Origin of the sequence: Cryobacterium sp. BB307 (assembly GCF_012274275.1) — a bacterium.
Taxonomy (GTDB): domain Bacteria; phylum Actinomycetota; class Actinomycetes; order Actinomycetales; family Microbacteriaceae; genus Terrimesophilobacter.
Map to the genome: position 1 here is coordinate 18,832 of NZ_JAANZA010000001.1, position 18,257 is coordinate 37,088.

The 18,257-nt window shown below is 66.6% G+C and carries 15 protein-coding genes; 4 read left to right on the forward strand and 11 right to left on the reverse strand.

Going from position 1 to position 18,257, the window contains the following annotated elements:
• Window positions 1–88: 88 nt before the first annotated feature.
• Window positions 89–793, reverse strand: coding sequence for a TetR/AcrR family transcriptional regulator (locus HGK58_RS00100; RefSeq protein ID WP_168625540.1), 705 nt, complete (start codon window positions 791–793; stop codon window positions 89–91).
• Window positions 794–882: 89 nt separating this feature from the next.
• Here HGK58_RS00100 and HGK58_RS00105 point away from each other — a divergent pair, with 89 nt between their 5' ends.
• Both HGK58_RS00105 and HGK58_RS00110 read left to right on the forward strand, forming a co-directional pair.
• Entirely contained in the window at window positions 883–1,851 is a 969-nt protein-coding gene (locus HGK58_RS00105; RefSeq protein WP_168625541.1) for an ABC transporter ATP-binding protein, read from the forward strand.
• The gene (locus HGK58_RS00110; RefSeq protein WP_168625542.1) at window positions 1,844–2,626 is read left to right on the forward strand and encodes an ABC transporter permease; all 783 of its coding nucleotides are present in this window, start codon (window positions 1,844–1,846) and stop codon (window positions 2,624–2,626) included. Before HGK58_RS00105 ends, HGK58_RS00110 begins: the two co-directional genes overlap by 8 nt.
• A 26-nt stretch (window positions 2,627–2,652) precedes the next feature.
• On the opposite strand, the gene HGK58_RS00115 is transcribed toward HGK58_RS00110, so the two are convergent.
• From HGK58_RS00115 to HGK58_RS13960, 5 genes are read right to left on the reverse strand one after another with little or no spacing between them, the layout of a single operon-like run.
• Window positions 2,653–3,405, reverse strand: coding sequence for an ABC transporter permease (locus tag HGK58_RS00115; protein ID WP_168625543.1), 753 nt, complete (start codon window positions 3,403–3,405; stop codon window positions 2,653–2,655).
• Window positions 3,405–4,301, reverse strand: coding sequence for an ABC transporter ATP-binding protein (locus HGK58_RS00120; protein ID WP_168625544.1), 897 nt, complete (start codon window positions 4,299–4,301; stop codon window positions 3,405–3,407). The genes HGK58_RS00115 and HGK58_RS00120 overlap by 1 nt, the downstream gene beginning before the upstream one ends.
• A complete protein-coding gene (locus HGK58_RS00125; RefSeq protein WP_168625545.1) occupies window positions 4,298–4,597 on the reverse strand; it encodes a transcriptional regulator in 300 nt (99 codons plus the stop codon). Before HGK58_RS00125 ends, HGK58_RS00120 begins: the two co-directional genes overlap by 4 nt.
• Window positions 4,594–5,241: a hypothetical protein gene (locus HGK58_RS00130; protein WP_168625546.1), complete on the reverse strand. Its 648-nt coding sequence runs from the start codon at window positions 5,239–5,241 to the stop codon at window positions 4,594–4,596. The genes HGK58_RS00125 and HGK58_RS00130 overlap by 4 nt, the downstream gene beginning before the upstream one ends.
• A 30-nt stretch (window positions 5,242–5,271) precedes the next feature.
• The gene (locus HGK58_RS13960; RefSeq protein WP_168625547.1) at window positions 5,272–6,096 is read right to left on the reverse strand and encodes a CPBP family intramembrane glutamic endopeptidase; all 825 of its coding nucleotides are present in this window, start codon (window positions 6,094–6,096) and stop codon (window positions 5,272–5,274) included.
• Window positions 6,097–6,196: 100 nt separating this feature from the next.
• On the opposite strand from HGK58_RS13960, the gene hrpA reads away from it, so the two are divergent.
• Entirely contained in the window at window positions 6,197–10,084 is a 3,888-nt protein-coding gene (gene hrpA / locus HGK58_RS00140; protein WP_168625548.1) for an ATP-dependent RNA helicase HrpA, read from the forward strand.
• A gap of 5 nt (window positions 10,085–10,089) precedes the next feature.
• Entirely contained in the window at window positions 10,090–11,442 is a 1,353-nt protein-coding gene (locus HGK58_RS13965; RefSeq protein WP_168625549.1) for a glycosyltransferase, read from the forward strand.
• 3 nt (window positions 11,443–11,445) lie between these two features.
• Here the strand turns inward: HGK58_RS13965 and HGK58_RS00150 are convergent, their stop codons facing one another.
• From HGK58_RS00150 to HGK58_RS00175, 5 genes are all read right to left on the reverse strand, one after another.
• Window positions 11,446–12,213 (reverse strand): amino acid ABC transporter ATP-binding protein, encoded by a 768-nt coding sequence (locus tag HGK58_RS00150; RefSeq protein WP_282597216.1) that lies wholly within the window; start codon window positions 12,211–12,213, stop codon window positions 11,446–11,448.
• Window positions 12,210–13,208, reverse strand: a complete 999-nt coding sequence (locus tag HGK58_RS00155) for an amino acid ABC transporter permease (RefSeq protein ID WP_168625550.1) — start codon at window positions 13,206–13,208, stop codon at window positions 12,210–12,212. Before HGK58_RS00155 ends, HGK58_RS00150 begins: the two co-directional genes overlap by 4 nt.
• A 5-nt stretch (window positions 13,209–13,213) precedes the next feature.
• The gene (locus HGK58_RS00160) at window positions 13,214–14,107 is read right to left on the reverse strand and encodes an ABC transporter substrate-binding protein (RefSeq protein ID WP_168625551.1); all 894 of its coding nucleotides are present in this window, start codon (window positions 14,105–14,107) and stop codon (window positions 13,214–13,216) included.
• Window positions 14,108–14,333: 226 nt separating this feature from the next.
• Window positions 14,334–15,332, reverse strand: coding sequence for a ribonucleotide-diphosphate reductase subunit beta (locus tag HGK58_RS00165; protein ID WP_168625552.1), 999 nt, complete (start codon window positions 15,330–15,332; stop codon window positions 14,334–14,336).
• Between the two features lie 161 nt (window positions 15,333–15,493).
• Complete coding sequence (locus HGK58_RS00175; RefSeq protein WP_168625553.1) at window positions 15,494–17,959, reverse strand: ribonucleoside-diphosphate reductase subunit alpha; 2,466 nt, start codon at window positions 17,957–17,959, stop codon at window positions 15,494–15,496.
• Window positions 17,960–18,257: the final 298 nt, after the last annotated feature.

The following is an 18,257-nucleotide window of genomic DNA, read 5'->3' on the forward strand; positions in this document are numbered from 1 at the left end:
CTCGCGCGGTCGAACTTCCCAGCGCGGGTCGGATTGCCCCGCGCGTGGGTGTTCGACCCGCGCGTGCACGCGGTGGCCGCTTCGACAGTCAGCCGTCCGATGGCGGCGGAAGCTGGTCGTTCAGCGCGGCCGCGATGCGGTTCCGCATCACCTGATCGTGCAAGGCCGGCTCGCCGGCGCCGCCCCTCGCGGCCACCACCCCTGCGCTCGGGGCGAGCAGTCGCTGCATGCCGATTCGCAGCAGTCGCTGATCGATCGCGGCACTGCCGCTCAGGGTCAGCAGCGCGGCCCCCTGGTCCAGCGCGGTGAGCAGGGCGCCCGCCTCGCTCGCAGAGAGCTCTTCGTCCTGGGCCCGCGACTCCTCTGCTACCGCCTCATAGGCGTTCGTCAGTGCCTGCATCCGCTTGCCGAGTTCGACCGCCAGGTTCTCATCGCGGGCGGCTGTGGCGATGAACTCGAGGGTCGCGAGAGCGAAACCCTTGAGCGCCTCGACCACCTCTTCGCTCCCGAAGCGGCCGGTATCCGGATCCTCCGGCTGCTCGGAGACATTCCAGGCGCCCTCGGCGAGTGCCGCCTCCAGGTTCGCGTCCATCACCGCTAGAAAGAGCGCGGCCTTGCCGTCGAAATTGGAGTACACGGCGCCCTTGGAGAAGCCGGCCTCGCGCGCGATCAACTCGAGGTTCGCAGCGTGGTACCCCTCCTTGGCGAAGGCCGCGCGCGCCGCGGCGACCAGCGCCTGCCGTGTCTGCCGCTGGCTCTCCTGCCGCGATAGGGGGGCAGGGAGTTCGGACATAGACCCGATCATACGTGTGCACCGATTGACATACCACTGGTATTCGAATACGGTCAGTATCCAGATACCATCAGTATTTAGGAGTGCTTATGAACCAGGATGTCCTGCGTATTGCAGGCCTCACGCGCCGATTCGGCGCGACAGTGGCGAACGACGACGTGTCATTGCGCGTTCGCCCCGGCGAAGTGGTCGGGCTGCTCGGGCACAACGGAGCGGGCAAGACCACCCTTGTCTCCCAGATCGTCGGTTTGCTTCGGCCAGAGCGCGGCACCATTCGCGTCGACGGGATCGACGCAGTGGCCGACCCTGGGGCGGCTCGGCGACGAGTCGCGATGCAGCCACAGGCTCAGGCACCCATCGATGGCCTGACGCCTCGAATGGCGATCGAGATCGCCGGCCGGATCCGCGGGCTGTCCAGTCGGGACGCTCGCACCGCGGCCGCCCAGCTGGCCGAAGAGCTGGACATCGCACAGTGGCTCGACCAGCGCGCAATGCCAGAAGGGCGTGGCCTCTCCGGAGGGATCAGGCGGCTCACCGCCTTCGCAATGACAGTCGCGGCACCCACTCCCCTGGTCGTGCTCGACGAACCGACGAACGACATCGACGCCTCGCGCCGCCGCCTGCTGTGGGCGGCCGTCCGCCGCAGGGGCGACGAGGGCGCCGGGGTTCTGCTGGTCACCCACAACGTCGCCGAAGCCGAGCGGATCGTCGACGAACTCGTCATCCTCGACAACGGCAAGGTGGTCGCATCCGGCACCCCAGCCAGCCTGCGCGGCACAGACGACAACGACCTTCGCCTCGAACTGCAGCTCCCGCCCGGGGGCGAAGATCCGACCACGGATCCGCGCGACCTGCCCGTCACCACACTGCGGCTGGTGCGCACCGGCAGGCGTGTGCTGTTGACGGTGCCCGCCGGCGAGGCTGCACCAGCCGTCACCTGGGCGACAACGCTGCGCGACCAGGAGCGACTCGACGGCTTTGCGTTGGGGCCAACAACTCTCGAGGACGCCTACCTATCCCTCACGCAATCCACCCCACTGGAGGTCTCCAATGTCTGAGCAGTCAACCATCACAGAGCAGGCAAGCCATCCCCAGGCAGGCCTGTGGTCCAGTTACCGCACGCTGCTGCGCTGGCAGTTCGCCCAGATCGGCAGCATGCTGCCGCTCATCATCGTCATCCAGGCCCTCCTGGCCGGCGGCATCATCATCGGGTTCGGTTTCCTCATCCCAAACATCGACTCGGCGACGGCGATGTTCCTCTCAACCGGCGCCCCGACTGTTCTGCTGCTCACCATCGGCCTGGTGATCGTCCCGCAGGGCGTCGCGCGTGCGCGAACCGACGGCACCTTCAACTACATGCGCTCACTGCCCCTTGCCCGTCCGCTGCTGTTCGCGGCTGACCTGACCGTGTGGGTGATCATCGCACTGCCGAGCGTCGGGGTCGCGGTGCTCACCGGATGGCTCAGGTACGACCTCGTCTTCAGCTTCAACTGGCCCCTGCTCATCGCGGCTGCACTGCTCATCACCGTGATGGCAACCGCCGTCGGTTACGCGATCGCCGTGAGCGTGCCGCCGATGCTGGCGCAACTGATCACCCAGGTGCTGGTGTTCTTCGTCATGCTGTTTTCCCCCATCACCTTCGCCCCCGGCCAGCTGCCCGGCTGGTTCCAGACGGTGCACGACATCCTGCCGCTGCGCCCCGGCGCCGACCTGCTGCGTGCTGGACTCGCGTCAGAGACCTTCGACGCGAGCGGACGCGACCTCCTGGTGCTCAGCGTGTGGTGCCTCGCGGGCGTCGCAATCACCATCCGGGCACTCGTCCGCAGGCACTAGCGCCCCGCGCCCGGTGACGGCCGCCGCTAGCGGTAGCGGCGGCCCTCGTCGCGGCGGTACAGGAACAGCGCGAGCACCGCGGTGCCGACGATCCAGGCACCCATGCCGAGCCAGACCCACGGGTGGAGGTCGCCTCCCTGCACCGCCCAGATCACCAGCTCGCGCGCCTGACGCGACGGAAAGAACGTCGACAGGGTGTCCAGCCACGGAGCGAACAGCATCGGCGGCAGGAAGAGGCCACCGGCGAACGCGAACCCGAACATGACGATCTGCACCACCGCGATGGCGGCCTTGGCCGGCAGCGAGTAGCCGATGCAGACGCCGATCAGCATGAACGGCAGCGCCGAGACGATGACCGCGAGCAGCCCAGCCAGGATGGACAGCACGGATGCCTCGGCCGCAGTGAAGATGGCGCCGAGCACGATCACGGGCAGCACCGCGACCAGCCCGATGAGCCCGGTCGAGAACACGTAGCCGAGCACCCGGGATACACCGGCGACCGGCAGCGTGCGGAGGTAGGGATCCCACGGCTTCTCCCGATCCTCGGCGATGCCCAGGCCGAAGCTGAACAGCGCGTTGGCCATCACCGCGAACAGGGCCATAGAGATGACCGCCTGTGTGGCGTACAACGGGTTGGTGGCCACCACCTGCTGCGGAACAACGAAGAACAGCAGCGAAAGGGCAGGAAAGGCCAGGGCGCTGATCACGGCGATCGGAACGCGCGTGGTCTCGAGCAGCAGGTACTTCCCGTGCACCGCGGCGAGTCGCAGGGTGGTCATCAGATCATCTCCAGTTCGGGCTGAGCGGTGAGGGTGAGGAACGCTTCTTCGAGGCTCGCCCCGCGCACCCCAAGCCCCGAGAACGGGAGGCCGGAGGTGACGAGCGCGGTGACGGTCTCGTCGGCGTCGCGAGTGAAGAGCGTGTGCGAGCCGTCATCCTCGGCCCGCGTGGAGACGACGCCAGGCAGGCCGGTAAGCGCATCCGGGGCATCCGTCGTCAGGCGCACCATGCGCATGCCGACCTGGTCGAGCACCGCGTCGAGGGTGTCGTCGGCAAGCACACGCCCGCGGCCGATCACGATGACTCGTTCGGCCAGCGCCTCGATCTCCTCGAGGTAGTGGCTGGTCACCACGACGGTGGCGCCTACGGCGTTCTGCCGACGGACCGCCTCCCACAGGGTGCGGCGCGCGTCGACGTCCAGGCCGGTGGTCGGCTCATCCAGCAGCACGAGCTTCGGCCGGCCGACGAACGCGAGCGCGACACTGAGCCGTCGCTTCTGCCCTCCGGAGAGCGCACCGGTCTGCCGCTTCAGCAACTCGGTGAGCCCGAACTCGTCGGCGATCTCGGCACGCGGCACCGGATTCGGGAAGTGCGTCGACACGAAGTCGATGACCTCACCGACGCGGAGGGTCGGGGGCAGCGCCGTCTCCTGCGGGGTGCTGCCGAGTCCGACGCGGGTGCGGTGGTCGGACGGGCTGCCGCCGAACAGCTCGACGGTGCCCGCCGTGGGGCGGCGCAACCCCTGCAGCAAGGACAGCATCGTGGTCTTGCCTGCGCCGTTCGGACCGAGCAGGCCGACGATCCTCCCGGAGTCGATTTCAAGCGAGACATCGTCGAGCGCCGTGACGTCGCCGAACCGGCGGGTCACGTGATCGAGTCGGGCAAGGGTCGTCATTCGGTGGCTCCCAGTACTGATCGAAGGGTTTCGGTGTAGCGCTCGAACGCGTGGCGTCCGGATGTGGTGAGTGCGAGATACGTGACGGGGGTGCGGCCCTGATGCGTCTTGGTGACGTCGACGTAGCCGGCGTCCTCGAGCTTGCGCAGATGGGTGGAGAGGTTCCCCGGCGTCATCTCGAGGATCTCCTGCAGCCGGGGAAACGACATCCGGTCCCCCGCGGGCAGGGTGGCGAGGGTGGCGGTGATCCGCAGCCGCGCGGCGGCGTGGATGACCGGGTCGAGTTCGCCGCTCATTGCCTGCTCCGGGCCCGGATGATGAACAGCACGATGCCGTAGACCAGGAATGCGCCGCCGCCCGCGAGCCCCATGACGAGGTAGTTGTGCGGCAGTCCCGCGAACACCGAGACGGTCGACACGAGCAGCAACCACAACCCCAGTACCAGCTGCGAGATGCTGCGCCAGATTGCCGCCCCGGCCAAGTAGAGGAGTCCGGCGACCAGGCCGTAGAGCGCCGGGAACAGCACCCCCGCAAGGTCGCTCGACATGCCAAGCCGCACCATCCCGGCGCCGATGCCTGCAGCCGCGATGCTGCCGAAAGTCCAGCTGAGTCCGTAGACGGCTCCGGAGAATCCGGATGCGCCGCGCACACCGCGTCCGATGCGCGACCCGAGGATGGCCGAGACGACGATGGCGACAATCAGCAGTGCGACGAAAGTCAGCCACGCGATCGTGGGCGGCACCTCGAAGAGCGGGTTGCCACCGCCGGGCATCGACCACAGGGCGAGGAAGCCAAGCAGCCACGCGAAGCCCCAGACCAGCAGGATCCACGGCACAGGCGCGATCAGGTCGTTGTTGACCTTGCGCTGCTGCTGCTCGAGCAGGGCGAGCATGGCCGCCGGGTCGAGCGGTGTGTCGTCGTCGGGAAGATCGTTGGTCATGACGGTGGCTCCTCTAGGCGGGCGGATAGGTCAGGCGGGCAGGACGAACGGCAGGATGAGCGCCGGTGCGCTGGTCACAAGGTTCACGAGAACGTGGGCGACGATGAGCGGCATGAGGCGGCGCTGCCAGCGGAAGATGAGTGCAGAGCCCAGTCCCCAGACGAAGAATGCGACCGCGAAGACGACCATTGCCGCCGGCGTGCTTGCAAAGAAGATGTGCTGCAGCCCGAAAGCGACCGACGGCAGCAGCACGGCAAGAACCGGGAAGCGCGCCTGCAGCCTGCCCTGGCTGTAGCCGCGGAACACGAACTCCTCGGCGGGCGCGTTCAGCGGCGCGAAGGTCAGCACGACGACAATGCCGGACACCATGGCCGCGGCAGGGGCAAGCGCCGGCAATTCGGCCGGGTCGGGCGCGAAGACAGTGCCGAAGCTGGTGAACGCGTCACCACCCTCCAGCGCGAACATCGTGCCGATGATCGCCAGCGCGAATGGCACGTAGAGCACCATCAGCCAGAGCAGCCCCCACAGCAGGTCGCGGCCAAGACGGGATCGGTCGAAGCCGGCCAGTTCACGCAGCGTGCTGCCCTCGCGGCTGACCAGTCGACGCACGAGCAGCAGGCTCAGGATGTTGACCGGCAGCAGCGCGAGCGGGGAGTAAGCCGCAGCGGCAGGGATCCCGGATGGCTGCCCCAGGAGTGCGAGCACGCCCATGGTGGCCAGCCAGGAGAGCGCGACCAGGCCGACCCGCGCGAATGGGAGCAGAGCGGGCCAGGCGAGTCCGGGCATCCGGGGCTCGCGGTCGGCGCGTTCAGAGACCGGCGATTGGGTGCCTGTGTTCGAGGTGGTGTGTTGCACAAAGACTTTGTAACACAAAGTACTCTGCCGCCACAACACCTTTGCACTCTGCACGCGGCGGGGGCGGGCGGCGGCGCGTCCTTTATAGGATGGAGGGCTCATGATTCCCGCGATCGGCGCCATCACCTACCCGCCTGACCTCCCGGTCAGTCAGCGGCGCGACGACATTTCCGCCGCCATCCGGGACCACCAGGTCGTCATCGTCGCCGGCGCGACCGGCTCGGGCAAGACGACCCAGCTGCCGAAGATCTGCCTCGAGCTCGGGCGCGAATCGATCGGCCACACCCAGCCGCGCCGCATCGCCGCGCGCACCATCGCCGAGCGCATCGCCGAGGAACTCGGCAGCGAACTCGGCGACCTCGTCGGCTACCAGGTGCGCTTCACCGACCGGGTCGGCAAGAACACGCGCATCAAGCTGATGACCGACGGTATTTTGCTCAATGAATTGCAGCGCGACCGGATGCTGCGGAAGTACGACACGATCATCATCGACGAGGCGCACGAGCGTTCGTTGAACGTCGACTTCCTGCTCGGCTACCTGAAGCGCCTGCTGCCGAAGCGTCCGGACCTGAAGGTCATCATCACCTCAGCGACCATCGACCCGGAGAGCTTCGCCGCGCACTTCGCGGCGGCGGATGGCACGCCCGCGCCGATCGTCGAGGTGTCCGGGCGCAGCTTCCCGGTGGAGATCCGCTACCGACCGCTCGCGCCGGAGCCGGCATCCGACGACCCAGACGACGACCCCACCCCTGATATGCAGGACTTACCCCCCTCTCGCCGCCAGGTCATTGGCAAGCAGGGCCGTTCGGCCGAGAAAGTCCTGCACAACGGGGAAGATGAGGAGCCGGGGCGGGACCTCTTCCAGGCCATCAACGACTCACTCGACGAACTGGCCCGGGAGGCGCCGGGCGACGTGCTCGTCTTCCTGAGCGGCGAGAACGAGATCCGGGACGCTCAGGATGCGATCACCGCGCGCAACCTGCCCGGCACCGAGGTGCTCCCCCTGTATGGGCGGCTGAGCTCTGCCGAGCAGCACCGCGTGTTCCGGCCGAGCACGACGCCGGGCACCCGCCGCCGGGTGGTGCTCGCCACCAACGTCGCGGAGACGAGCCTGACCGTCCCCGGCATTAAGTACGTCATCGACGCCGGCACCGCGCGCATCAGCCGGTACAGCACACGCGCGAAGATCCAGCGCCTGCCGATCGAGCCGATCTCGCAGGCATCCGCGAACCAGCGCTCCGGGCGCGCCGGCCGCACGAGCGACGGCATCGCGATCCGCCTCTACTCCGAAGAGGACTACGAGCGCCGCCCGGAGTTCACCGACCCGGAGATCCTTCGCACCAACCTGGCCGCGGTCATCCTGCAGATGATCTCGCTCGGGCTGGGCGACATCCGGGAGTTCCCGTTCCTGCAGCCACCGGATTCGCGCGGCGTGAAGGACGGCGTCGACCTGCTGTCAGAGCTGGGCGCGATCGAGAGCTTCCGCGAGGGCCCGTCGATCACCAAGGTCGGCCGGCAGCTCGCGCAGCTGCCGATCGACCCGCGACTGGCCCGGATGGTCGTCGAGTCGAAGCGCTGGAACGTCACGCGCGACGTCATGGTCATCGTCGCCGGGCTCAGCGTGCAGGACCCTCGCGAGCGCCCGCTCGACAAGCGACCGCAGGCCGACCAGGCGCATGCCCGGTTCACCGACAAGACGAGCGACTTCTTGACCCTGCTGAACCTCTGGAACCACCTGAAACGCAAGGAGAAAGAGCTCTCCGGGAGCGCTTTCCGGCGCCTGTGCCGCGCCGAGTACGTCAATTTCCTGCGTTTTCGGGAGTGGGAGGATGTCTACCGGCAGCTGAAGCGCATGTCCAAGCCGCTCGGGTTGACGGTCGAAGAGGGCAGCCACGAACCGGATGGCACGGGCATCCACCGCTCGCTCCTCGCGGGGCTGCTCAGCCAGTTGGGCATTCGAGACCAGACCGGTAACGACAAGCGCGGCCGCGGCGACTACATCGGCGCGAGGCAGGTGCGGTTCTCGATCTTCCCAGGTTCGGCGCTGGCCAAGAAGCAGCCGGCCGAGCTGATGAGCGCCGAGCTGGTCGAGACCAGCAGGCTGTTCGCCAGGATGAACGCGTCGATCGACCTGTCCTGGGCCGAGCCCATCGCCGGGCACCTGGTGAAGCGCTCCTACGGCGAGCCGCACTGGGAGAAGCGGCAGGGTTCCGCGGTCGCCTACGAGCGGGTGACACTGTACGGGGTGCCGATCGTCGCCCGCCGGCGCATCCAACTGGAGCGCATCGACCTGCCGCAGGCGCGCGAGCTGTTCATCCGGCACGCGCTCGTCGATGGCGAACTCAGCTTCGACACGAAGGACCGCGGCTACGCCTTCGACCGCGCCAACCGTCGGCTGCGCGCCGAACTCGCCGAGGTCGAGGAGCGCACCCGCCGCCGCGACATCCTCGTCGACGACGAGGCGGTATTCGAGTTCTACGACACGCGCGTCCCCGCCGACGTCGCCAACCAGCGCTCGTTCGAGAAGTGGTGGCGCACCGCGCGCGCCGAGAGCCCCGACCTGCTCACCATGCGCAAGGAGGACCTGCTCCCGGATGCCCAGCAACCACAGACGGTCGCCGGCGGGTACCCCGGCGAGTGGCACCAGGGCGATCAGACGCTGCGACTGAGCTACCGGTTCGAGCCCGGCGCCGACGATGACGGCGTCACAGTGCAGGTGCCGCTCGCGCTGCTCCCCCGGCTGCGGCCGGACGGGTTCGACTGGCAGGTGCCAGGGCTGCGTCACGAACTGACCACCGCGCTGATCAAGGCGCTGCCCAAGGCGATCCGCCGCAACGTCGTGCCGGCGAACGACTGGGCGCACCGACTGCTCGACGGGGCCCCGGCGGACGGCTCCGAAGAAGTGTCGCTGCGCCAATACCTCGCCCAGCAGATCCAGCGTCTCACCTACACACCGGTCGACCCGGACGACTTCGAACTCGAGCGAGTTCCCGACCACCTGCGGATGACGTTCGCGGTCATCGACGAGCGCGGCCGCCGCGTGGCAACCTCCAAGGAGCTGGAGAGCCTGCAGCACAAGCTCAAGAGCCGGGCCCGCGAATCGGTGGCCCATGCGCACGTGCGCACCCCGAATGCGCTCGAGCGGGACGGGCTCACCGGCTGGGACGTTGACACCCTGCCCCGCGTGCTCGACACCACGGTCGGCGGCAACACCGTCCGCGCCTACCCGGCGCTCGTCGACCAGGGAGCGACGGTCAGCATTCGGCTCCTCGGCACCGAGGACGAGCGCGCGCGGGTGCATCGTCGAGGCGTGCTCCGGATGCTGCTGCTCACCGTGCCGTCACCGGTCGGGTACGTGCAGGAGCACCTCACCAGCGCCGAGAAGCTCACGCTGGCCCGCAGTCCGTACCAGAACACTGGCGAACTGTTCACCGACGCGGCGTTGGCCGTCGCCGACGACGTGCTCGGCGAGACGGAGGTGTTCACGCGCGCCGAGTTCGACGCGGTGCGCGATCGGCTCTCCACCGCGCTTGTCGACTCGCTGTTCGACACCGTCGCGCTGGTCAGCCGCGTCCTCGGGGCGGCGCGCGAGGCGGAGAAGGCGATCGCGGCAAACTCGGGGCTGGCGCTGCTGGCACCGCTCGCCGACGCGCGGGAACAGCTGCAGGCCCTGGTCTTCCCCCGTTTCGTCGGCCGCACCGGCATCCGCCAACTTCGCCGGCTGCCGATCTACCTGGCCGGCATCTCCCACCGGGTCGGCAAGCTCGCCGAGAACCTCGGCCGAGACCGGGTCTGGATGGGTGAGGTGCAGGCGGCCACAGAGCGGTACCGGGCTGCGGGTGGCCAACTGCCGCTGCAACCGGATGCATCGGCGAAGCTTGCGCGGGCCCGCTGGCTGCTCGAGGAGCTGCGCTTGAGCCTGTTCGCCCAGCACCTCGGCGCCGCGGAACCGGTGAGCCTGCAGCGCATCACCCGGGCGCTACAGTGACGAGCGTGGAGTTCCCGCGCGTCAACCTGCTCATCGCCACCAGCCGGCTGCATCCCGGGGCCGATGGCGGTTACACGATCGCAGCCATGAACCGCGCTCGGCAGCTGCGGGAGGCCGGGGCCGACCCGATCCTCCTCACCGTCGACTTCGCATCCGACTACGACGAGCATCGCGAAGGGTTCCGCCGCATCGGCCTCGCCGATGAACGCACGGTGCTGCGCAACCTGTACGAGGAGGCGCGCGCCGACCCGAGCTGGCTGATCAGGGCGGCAGCCCCGCGACTGGGTGGTGGGATCTCGACGAGCGCTATCACCGAGATGCCGCACACCGACCATCCTGATGCCGCCGGCCGGCCGCTGCTGCGCACGCCGCTGGTGCCGCGTCCGGACTGGCACCGCGCCACCGACACCATCACCGTCTTCGACGACGGCGAGCCGGTCGGCACTCTCGCCGGATTCGGGGCGCTGTACCGGGCCTGGGTGGATCACGTCATCGCCGGACTCGACCCCGACCTGCCGACGGTGATCATCGCCGAATCGCGGCAGGTCGGCGAACTGCTCATCCCGCTACGCGATGCCCGCACGAAACTCGTGCACACCGTGCACAACGCCCACACCATGCCGCCGCACGAGTGGGACTCTCCGATGGATGCGCTGTGGAGCGGCTGGATCGACACGCTGGCCGGCTACGACGCGGTGACGTTTCCCACCGCCAGACAGCGCGACGACGTCATCCGCCGGTTCGGTGAGCCGACCCGGTTCGAGATCCTCCCCAGCGCGGTGCCGGCGCCCCCGGCCGGAGCGCCCGCACCTAGGCGCGATCCGCTCCTTACCGTCATCGTCGCCAGGCTGGCGCCGCAGAAGCGCGTCGACCGCGCCATCCGGGCGATCGCCGCGGTGCGGCAGCGCGGCATCCTGGCGCGGCTGGACGTCTACGGCGACGGTCCGTTGCGCGGCGAACTGGAAGCGCTCATCGACGAGCTGCAGCTGAACAATGCGGTGCGGCTGCTCGGCTACGACCCGGCGGTGACCGAACGGATCGGTGAGGCGTCGCTGCTGCTGCTGACCAGCGAGTACGAGGGGCAGAGCCTCGTGATCCTGGAGGGGTTCAACCGCGGCACCCCGGCGGTCGCCTTCGACGTCAACTACGGACCGTCCGAGCTCATCGACGAGGGGGTGAGCGGGCACCTCGTTCCGGTCGGTGACATCGACCGACTTGCCGACACGATCGCCGATGTGCTCAGCAGCCCTCCGGTACTCGCGGCACTCATCGACGGAGCGAGGGTCTCAGCCGAGCGGATGAGCGTCGCCGCCGTGATGGAACGCTGGCGGCGACTGCTCTCCGATCTGGTCGGCTGAGACTCAGAGCACCTTCGACAGGAACGCCTTGGTCCGCTGGTGCTGCGGGTTGGCAAGCACCTCGGCCGGGTCGCCCGACTCGACGACCACGCCGCCGTCCATGAAGACGAGCGAGTCCGCTACCTCACGAGCGAAGCCCATCTCGTGAGTGACGACGATCATCGTCATCCCGGATGCGGCGAGCTGCTTCATGACCTCGAGCACGTCCCCGACGAGTTCGGGGTCAAGAGCGGAAGTCGGCTCGTCGAACAGCATGAGCTTGGGGTCCATCGCGAGCGCACGCGCGATCGCCACCCGCTGCTGCTGGCCGCCGGAGAGGTGTGCAGGGTAGGCATCCGCCTTCTCCGCGAGCCCCACCCGGTCGAGCAGTTCCTTTCCGCGAGCGACGGCGGCCGCCTTGGCTGTGCCCTTGACCTTCATCGGCGCCTCGATGATGTTCTCCAGCGCCGTCATGTGCGGGAACAGGTTGAATCGCTGGAACACCATGCCGATGTCACGCCGCTGACGTGCAGCAACGTTCGGCTTCAGCTCGTAGAGCTTGTCGTCACGCTCTTCGTAGCCGACCAGCACGCCGTCTACCGAGAGCCGTCCGGCGTCGACCCGCTCGAGGTGGTTGATGCAGCGCAGGAATGTGGATTTGCCCGACCCGCTCGGCCCGACCAGGCAGAGCACTTCACCGCGTTTCACCTCGAGCGTGATGCCCTTCAGCACCTCGTTCGAGCCGAAATTCTTGGAGACCTGCTCCGCGTTCACCATGGGGACGTCTGTCATTTGGTGTGCTCCGAACCCTTGGAGTCGATGGGCCGCGTGGGGTCGTTGGGCCCGCCCACTGTGCGAAGCGCGCCCGTTTCAGTGTTGGGCCGCTTCTCGATCGCCTGCCCAACGCCGCGCGAGAACCGCTTCTCGAGGAAGTACTGACCCACCATCAGGATCGAGGTGAACAGCAGGTACCAGGCCGAGGCGACGAGCAGCAGCGGAACGGGGTCGAAGATGACCGCGGAGATGTCGCGCGAGCGCCCGTACAGGTCGAAGCTGAACGGTACCGCCGCGACAAGCGATGTGGTCTTCAGCATCGAGATGACCTCGTTGCCGGTCGGTGGGATGATGATGCGCATCGCCTGCGGGATGACAATGCGGCGCATCGACTGGGACCAGCCCATGCCGAGCGCCTTCGACGCCTCCGTCTGACCTGGGTCGACCGAAAGAATGCCTGCTCGAACGATTTCCGCCATGTACGCGGCCTCGTTCAGGGACAGTCCAATGACCGCGAGCCAGAACACGTCGATCGTCGCCTTGGTCTCGATCGACGTCCACGGTGCCGTAAACGGAATGCCGATGTCGATGGTCGCGTAGATCGTCGTGAACAGTCCCCAGAAGACGAGCTGCACGTACACGGGCGTGCCGCGGAACACCCACAGGTAGAGCCAGGCGACACCCTTGACCACCGGGTTGTCGGAAAGTCGCATCACCGCGAGGATGACGCCCAGCACGATCGCGATGACCATCGAATAGATCGTCATCAGCAGGGTGATCAGCGCCGCCTGCGAGATGCGGCGGTCGAAGATGTACTTCGCGAACTGGTCCCATCCGTACGCGTCACGCTGTGACGCGTCATAGATGAAGAGGGCCAGGCCAAGGATCAGGATGACGGCGAAGACGATCCGCCACGGGTGGCGGAGCTTGATCGCCTTGATGGGTTCGGGTTGTGCCGATACCGGCGGCACGGTCGCCCGTGCCGCCGGTCGGTCCGCCTGAGGCGCACTCATGGGAATTACCCCTTGGTTGCTGCGTTGATCGTAATCTCGTCGATGGCGCCATCCTGAACGCCCCACTTGGTGAGGATGTCCATGTAGGTGCCGTCGTCGACGAGGGACTGCAGGGCTGCCTGCAGCGCTGCGGCGAGTTCGGAGCCCTTGGCGACAGCGATGCCGTACGGGGCGACCTCGAACGCGTCACCGGCGAGCTCGATCTTGTCGCTCACCTGCGCGACCGCGTACTGGGTGATCGGTGAGTCGGCGCTCATCGCGTCGGCGCGGCCGAGCGCGAGTGCGTTGGTGGCCTCATCCTGGCTCTCGAACTTGAGGATGTTGATCGGCTCCTTGCCAGCAGCCTCGCACGCAGCGGACTTGGCTGGCAGTTCCTCGGTCTCCTCATAGGTGGTGGCCTGCACCGACACGGTCAACCCGCACGCGTCGTCGGGGTTGACGGCCTTGCCGATCTGCTGCGCCCACTGAACGCCGGCGTTGTAGTAGTTGACGAAGTCGACCGACTGCTCACGCTCGGCGGTGTCGGTGAACGACGAGTAGCCGATGTCGAAGGTGCCGCCGTTGACTGCCGGGATGATGCGGTCGAACGCCGACTGCTGGTACTCGGTGGTGAGCCCGAGCTTCGCGGCCATCGCGTTGCCGAGCTCGACCGCCCAGCCGTCAGCGCTGCCGTCTTCCTTCTTGAACTCGTTTGGCGCGTAGCCGATGTCCATGCCGATCATCAGCTTGCCGGCCTCGCGGATCTCGTCCGGCAGCAGCGCCTCGGCTGCCTGGTCGACCTGAATCTCTGCGCCGGGAGCGGCGTTGTTGTCGGTCGGCGGTGCGGAGTTGTCTACGCATCCGGTGAGCAGGAGAGCGGATGCGGCGGCGATGGCCGCCACCGTGAGTCTGGTGCGCATGGTTTTCCTCTTCTCTTGGGTACTGCGGGACCTAAAGGCAGACTAAGCCGACCCGCCCATTCTTGACCGGTCCTGACAGGGAGAAGAGATAACAATCCGATCTTGACCCCATCGTCACAGCGGTATTCGTACCTTATCGCAGGCGCAACGCCGCTTTTCACACGTTAAACCGCTGGTCGCGCACGATTTCGTGCGCGACCAGCGGGAAGTGGTAGCGAAAACTACGTCAGTTCGTCGATGACTTGGAAACCGACTTGGTGTTGGTCTCGTACGACGTGTTGGTGGACTCGAAGAAGTTGACCAGTTCGTAGGTGTCGTTGGCGGTCGCCATCCACTTGGCCGGGTTGGAGACCCTGTATTCGGGGTCGAAGCCGAGCTCCTCGAGGCGACGGTCGGCCAGGTACTTGACGTACTGGTTGATGTAGTTGGCGTTCAGTCCGAGGATGCCGCTGGGCAGCAGGTCCTGGTTGTACTCCTCCTCCATCTCGACCGCGTCGAGGATCATCTGCTTGATCTCCTGCGCGAACTCCGGCGTCTGCAGGTCGGGATTCTCCTCCAGCACGGTGAGGATGAGGTTGATGCCGAACTTCAGGTGCAGTGACTCGTCGCGGATGATCCAGTCCATCAGCGAGCCGAAGTTGCGCAGCAGGTTCCGCTGGCGGAAGCTCAGGGCGACCATGAAGCCCGAGTAGAACCAGATGCCCTCGAGGATGATGTTGTACGCGACGAGGTTGCGGACGAAGTCCTGCTTGCCCTCGGTCGTGGAGATGTCGAGGGTTTCCTCGGTCATGCGCTTGATGTACTTGACCTGGAACTCTTCCTTGCGCGCCATCGACGGCACCTCGACGTGCGAGTTGTAGGCCTCTTCACGGTCGATCGGGAAGGTCTCCAGCACGTACTCGAAGCTCATGCAGTGGTTGGCCTCCTCCCACATCTGCTTGGCGAGGTAGAGGTGCGCCTCGGCAGCGTTGATGTAGGGGTACACCCCGAACGCGAGAGCCTTGTTGACGAGCAGCTCGTTCGGGTTGAAGTAGCTCATGAGGAAGGTGATCGCGTGACGCTCTTCGTCCGTCATGCGCTTGAAGTCGGCGATGTCCTGGTCGAGCTGGATCTCGTTCGGGAACCAGGTGTTCGCGACAGCCTGGTCGTACAGGTCCATCGCCCACTGGTACTTGACCGGCTTCAGCAGGAGGCCTTCCTGTACGCCGGTTCCGAGAATTGACATGCCTATCTTCCTTCTTCCTTATTCATCGGTGGTCGAGTCGTGGTCGAGCCACATCGGGGGTCGAGCCACATCGGTGGTCGAGCCCGTCGAGACCCCCTACTGGCAGCTGTCGCACTGAAGCTCGTCCATCGGGTCGACCGGTACGTAGTACTCCTCGTTCATCATTCACCTGCCTTCGGGGTGAGTCCGCCGAACCCGCGCCGGGCGGGCGCGGCGGGGGCGGATGCCTGCGCGGCGCCCGCCGATGCCGACGCGAAGCCACGGCCGGCGCCGGTCTTGATCTCTTCTGCCTTGTTGACCTTGACGGTCGACTGCTCGGCCTGATGGCGCGGCTTCATGTGCAGGTAGTAGGTCGTCTTCACGCCGCGCTCCCACGCGCCCATGTAGACGGCCATCATGTCGTCGATGTCGCGCGACTCGAGGTACATGTTGCGGCTGATGGCCTGGTCGATCCACTTCTGCGCGCGCGCTGCGACCTCGAGGAAGGCGAACGGCGAGAGCTGGAAGCTCGTCTTGTAGACCGCCTTGAGAGCATCCGGGATCTCGGCGATGCCCTGGATGTCACCCTGGCTGCGCAGGATCGACTCGCGTACCTGACCCCAGATGCCCAGCTTCTGCAGGTCGCGCACCAGGTTGCGGTTGACCTCGAGGAACTTGCCCGAGGAGGTCGACCGGCTGAAGATCTGCGTGAACTGCGGGTCAAGGCCGGGGGTGGTCCCGGCAACGAGGCCGATGGATGCGGTCGGAGCAATCGCCATGAGCGTCGCGTTGCGCATCCCGCCGGCGACCTTGGTGCGCAGGGCGTCCCAGTCGAGGCGCGTGGTGCGGTTCACCTGGATCGGGATCTGGCGGTCCTGCTCGGTGAGGGCGATGGAGTCGATCGGCACCATGCCCTTCGACCAGCCGGAGCCGTCGAAGTTCGGGTACGCGCCGCGCTCCTTGGCGAGCTCAGCCGATTCGTCGATCGCGGCGTAGGAGACGTGCTCCATGATCTCGTCGATCAGGGCGTACGCCTCTTCGCTCTCGTAGCTGAACCCGAGGCGCTCGGCGATGTCGGTGAAGCCCATCACGCCGAGGCCGACCGCGCGGTTCTGCTCGTTGGAGAAGTCCGCCTCAGGCACCGAGGAACGCGTGATGTCGATGAGGTTGTCGAGCTGGCGGACGGCGGTGCGCGCGCTCTCCTCGATCTTGGCGAAGTCGACCGTCGGCCGGCCCTCGGCTTCGATCAGGTGCTGCGAGAGGTTGATCGACGCGAGGTTGCAGACCGAGACGTTGTCCTCGTCCTGCGGCAGGGTGATCTCGGTGCACAGGTTCGACAGGTGGATCGTGCCGGTGTTGTTGTTGAGGGCACGGTTGTTGATCGTGTCCTTCCAGGTCAGCCACGGGTGGCTGGATGCCTGCAGGGAGATCAGGATCGCCTTGAACTGCTCGCGTGCCTTCAGCTTCTTGTGCATGCGCAGCTGGCCCGTGTTCGCCATCTCGACGTACTCGGCGTAACGCTTGGAGAACGCAGCGCCGTACAGCTCGTTCAGGTCGGAGACCTCGAGCGGGTCGAACAGGTACCAGTCGTCGTCGTTCTGCACGCGCTTCATGAACTCGTCGCTGATCCAGACCGCGGTGTTGGCGGTGCGGGTGCGGCGGTACGGGTCGCCGGAGTTCTGGCGCAGGTCGATGAACTCGGGGAAGTCGAGGTGCCAGTTCTCCATGTAGAAGCACAGCGCACCGAACTTCTTGCCGCCGCGGCTGACCGCACGCAGCACCGAGTCGATGGTGTGCATGAACGGGATCGGACCGGTCGAGGTCGTGTTGTTCGACCGGATGGGCGAGCCCTGCGAGCGGAGCTTGGTGACCGAGAGCCCGATCCCTCCGGTGCCCTTGGTCAGCCACATGACATCGCGCACCGTCTTCGCGATGTGCTCGATGTCATCCTGCATCTCCATGACGAAGCAATTGGCGAGCTGCGGGTAGCTGGTGCCCGCGTTGACGAGCGTCGAGCCCGCGGCCAGGTACTCGAGCTTGGACATCTTCTCGTAGAACTTCAGCGCGTGGCTGGTCGGGTCTGCCTCGTTGAGGGAGAGGCCCATGGCGACGCGCATCCAGAAGTACTGCGGCACCTCTAGCGAGTCACCGTTGCGGCCCTTGATGCCGTAGCGGTTGTTGAGGGTGACGACGCCAATGTACTTGAGCAGGTCGTCGCGGGTGTGGTCGAGGGCAGCGGCGAGGCGCTCGAGGTCGAACATCTCGGTGAGCCGGGTGTCGAGCAGTCCCTCGTTGACTCCGCGGGTCAGGTTCATGATGAAGTGCTCGGTGTGCAGCCGTGCGAGGTCTTCGTCGGTCTCGTAGTCGCCGAGCACGCGCTTGTAGATAGTCTTCAGCAGAAGGCGGGCTGCGACGGTGTCGAACTCCGGGTCATCCTTGACGTTCTGGAGCGCAACCTGGATGACCGCCTCGTCGAGCTGCTGGGTGGTGATGCCGTCGAACAGGGTGAGCTCAAGCTCGCTCGCGATCTGCGTCACCCAGGTGATGTTCTCGTCGAGATCGTGGCTGGCTCGCTCGATGGCGAGGTTGATCTTGTTGGCGTCGTACGGCTCGCGCTCGCCGTTTCGCTTGACTACCGTGATGCCCAATTTATGTTGCTCCCAACTCCTGGAATACCGCTCCGACCGGCGGTTATTCCTGTCCCCTTGTGGCTCTCTCTCGGGAGCCCGATTGTTGCTGCGCGAGTGCACGTCCACGGGCCTTTTCGGCCTCCCGGAGCAGTGTCGCTGCTTTGCAGTGTGATCACTATATAGCGGGGGTCTGACAACACTGAAACCCTAGATGTAGTGGGCGTGTCATCCACAGGTGTGTATAAGTTGACCCGGGTTTCTCACACCCTGTGCATGGATTTCAGGCGCTCCTCCCCGGCCCCGAGGGGCCTGAAAG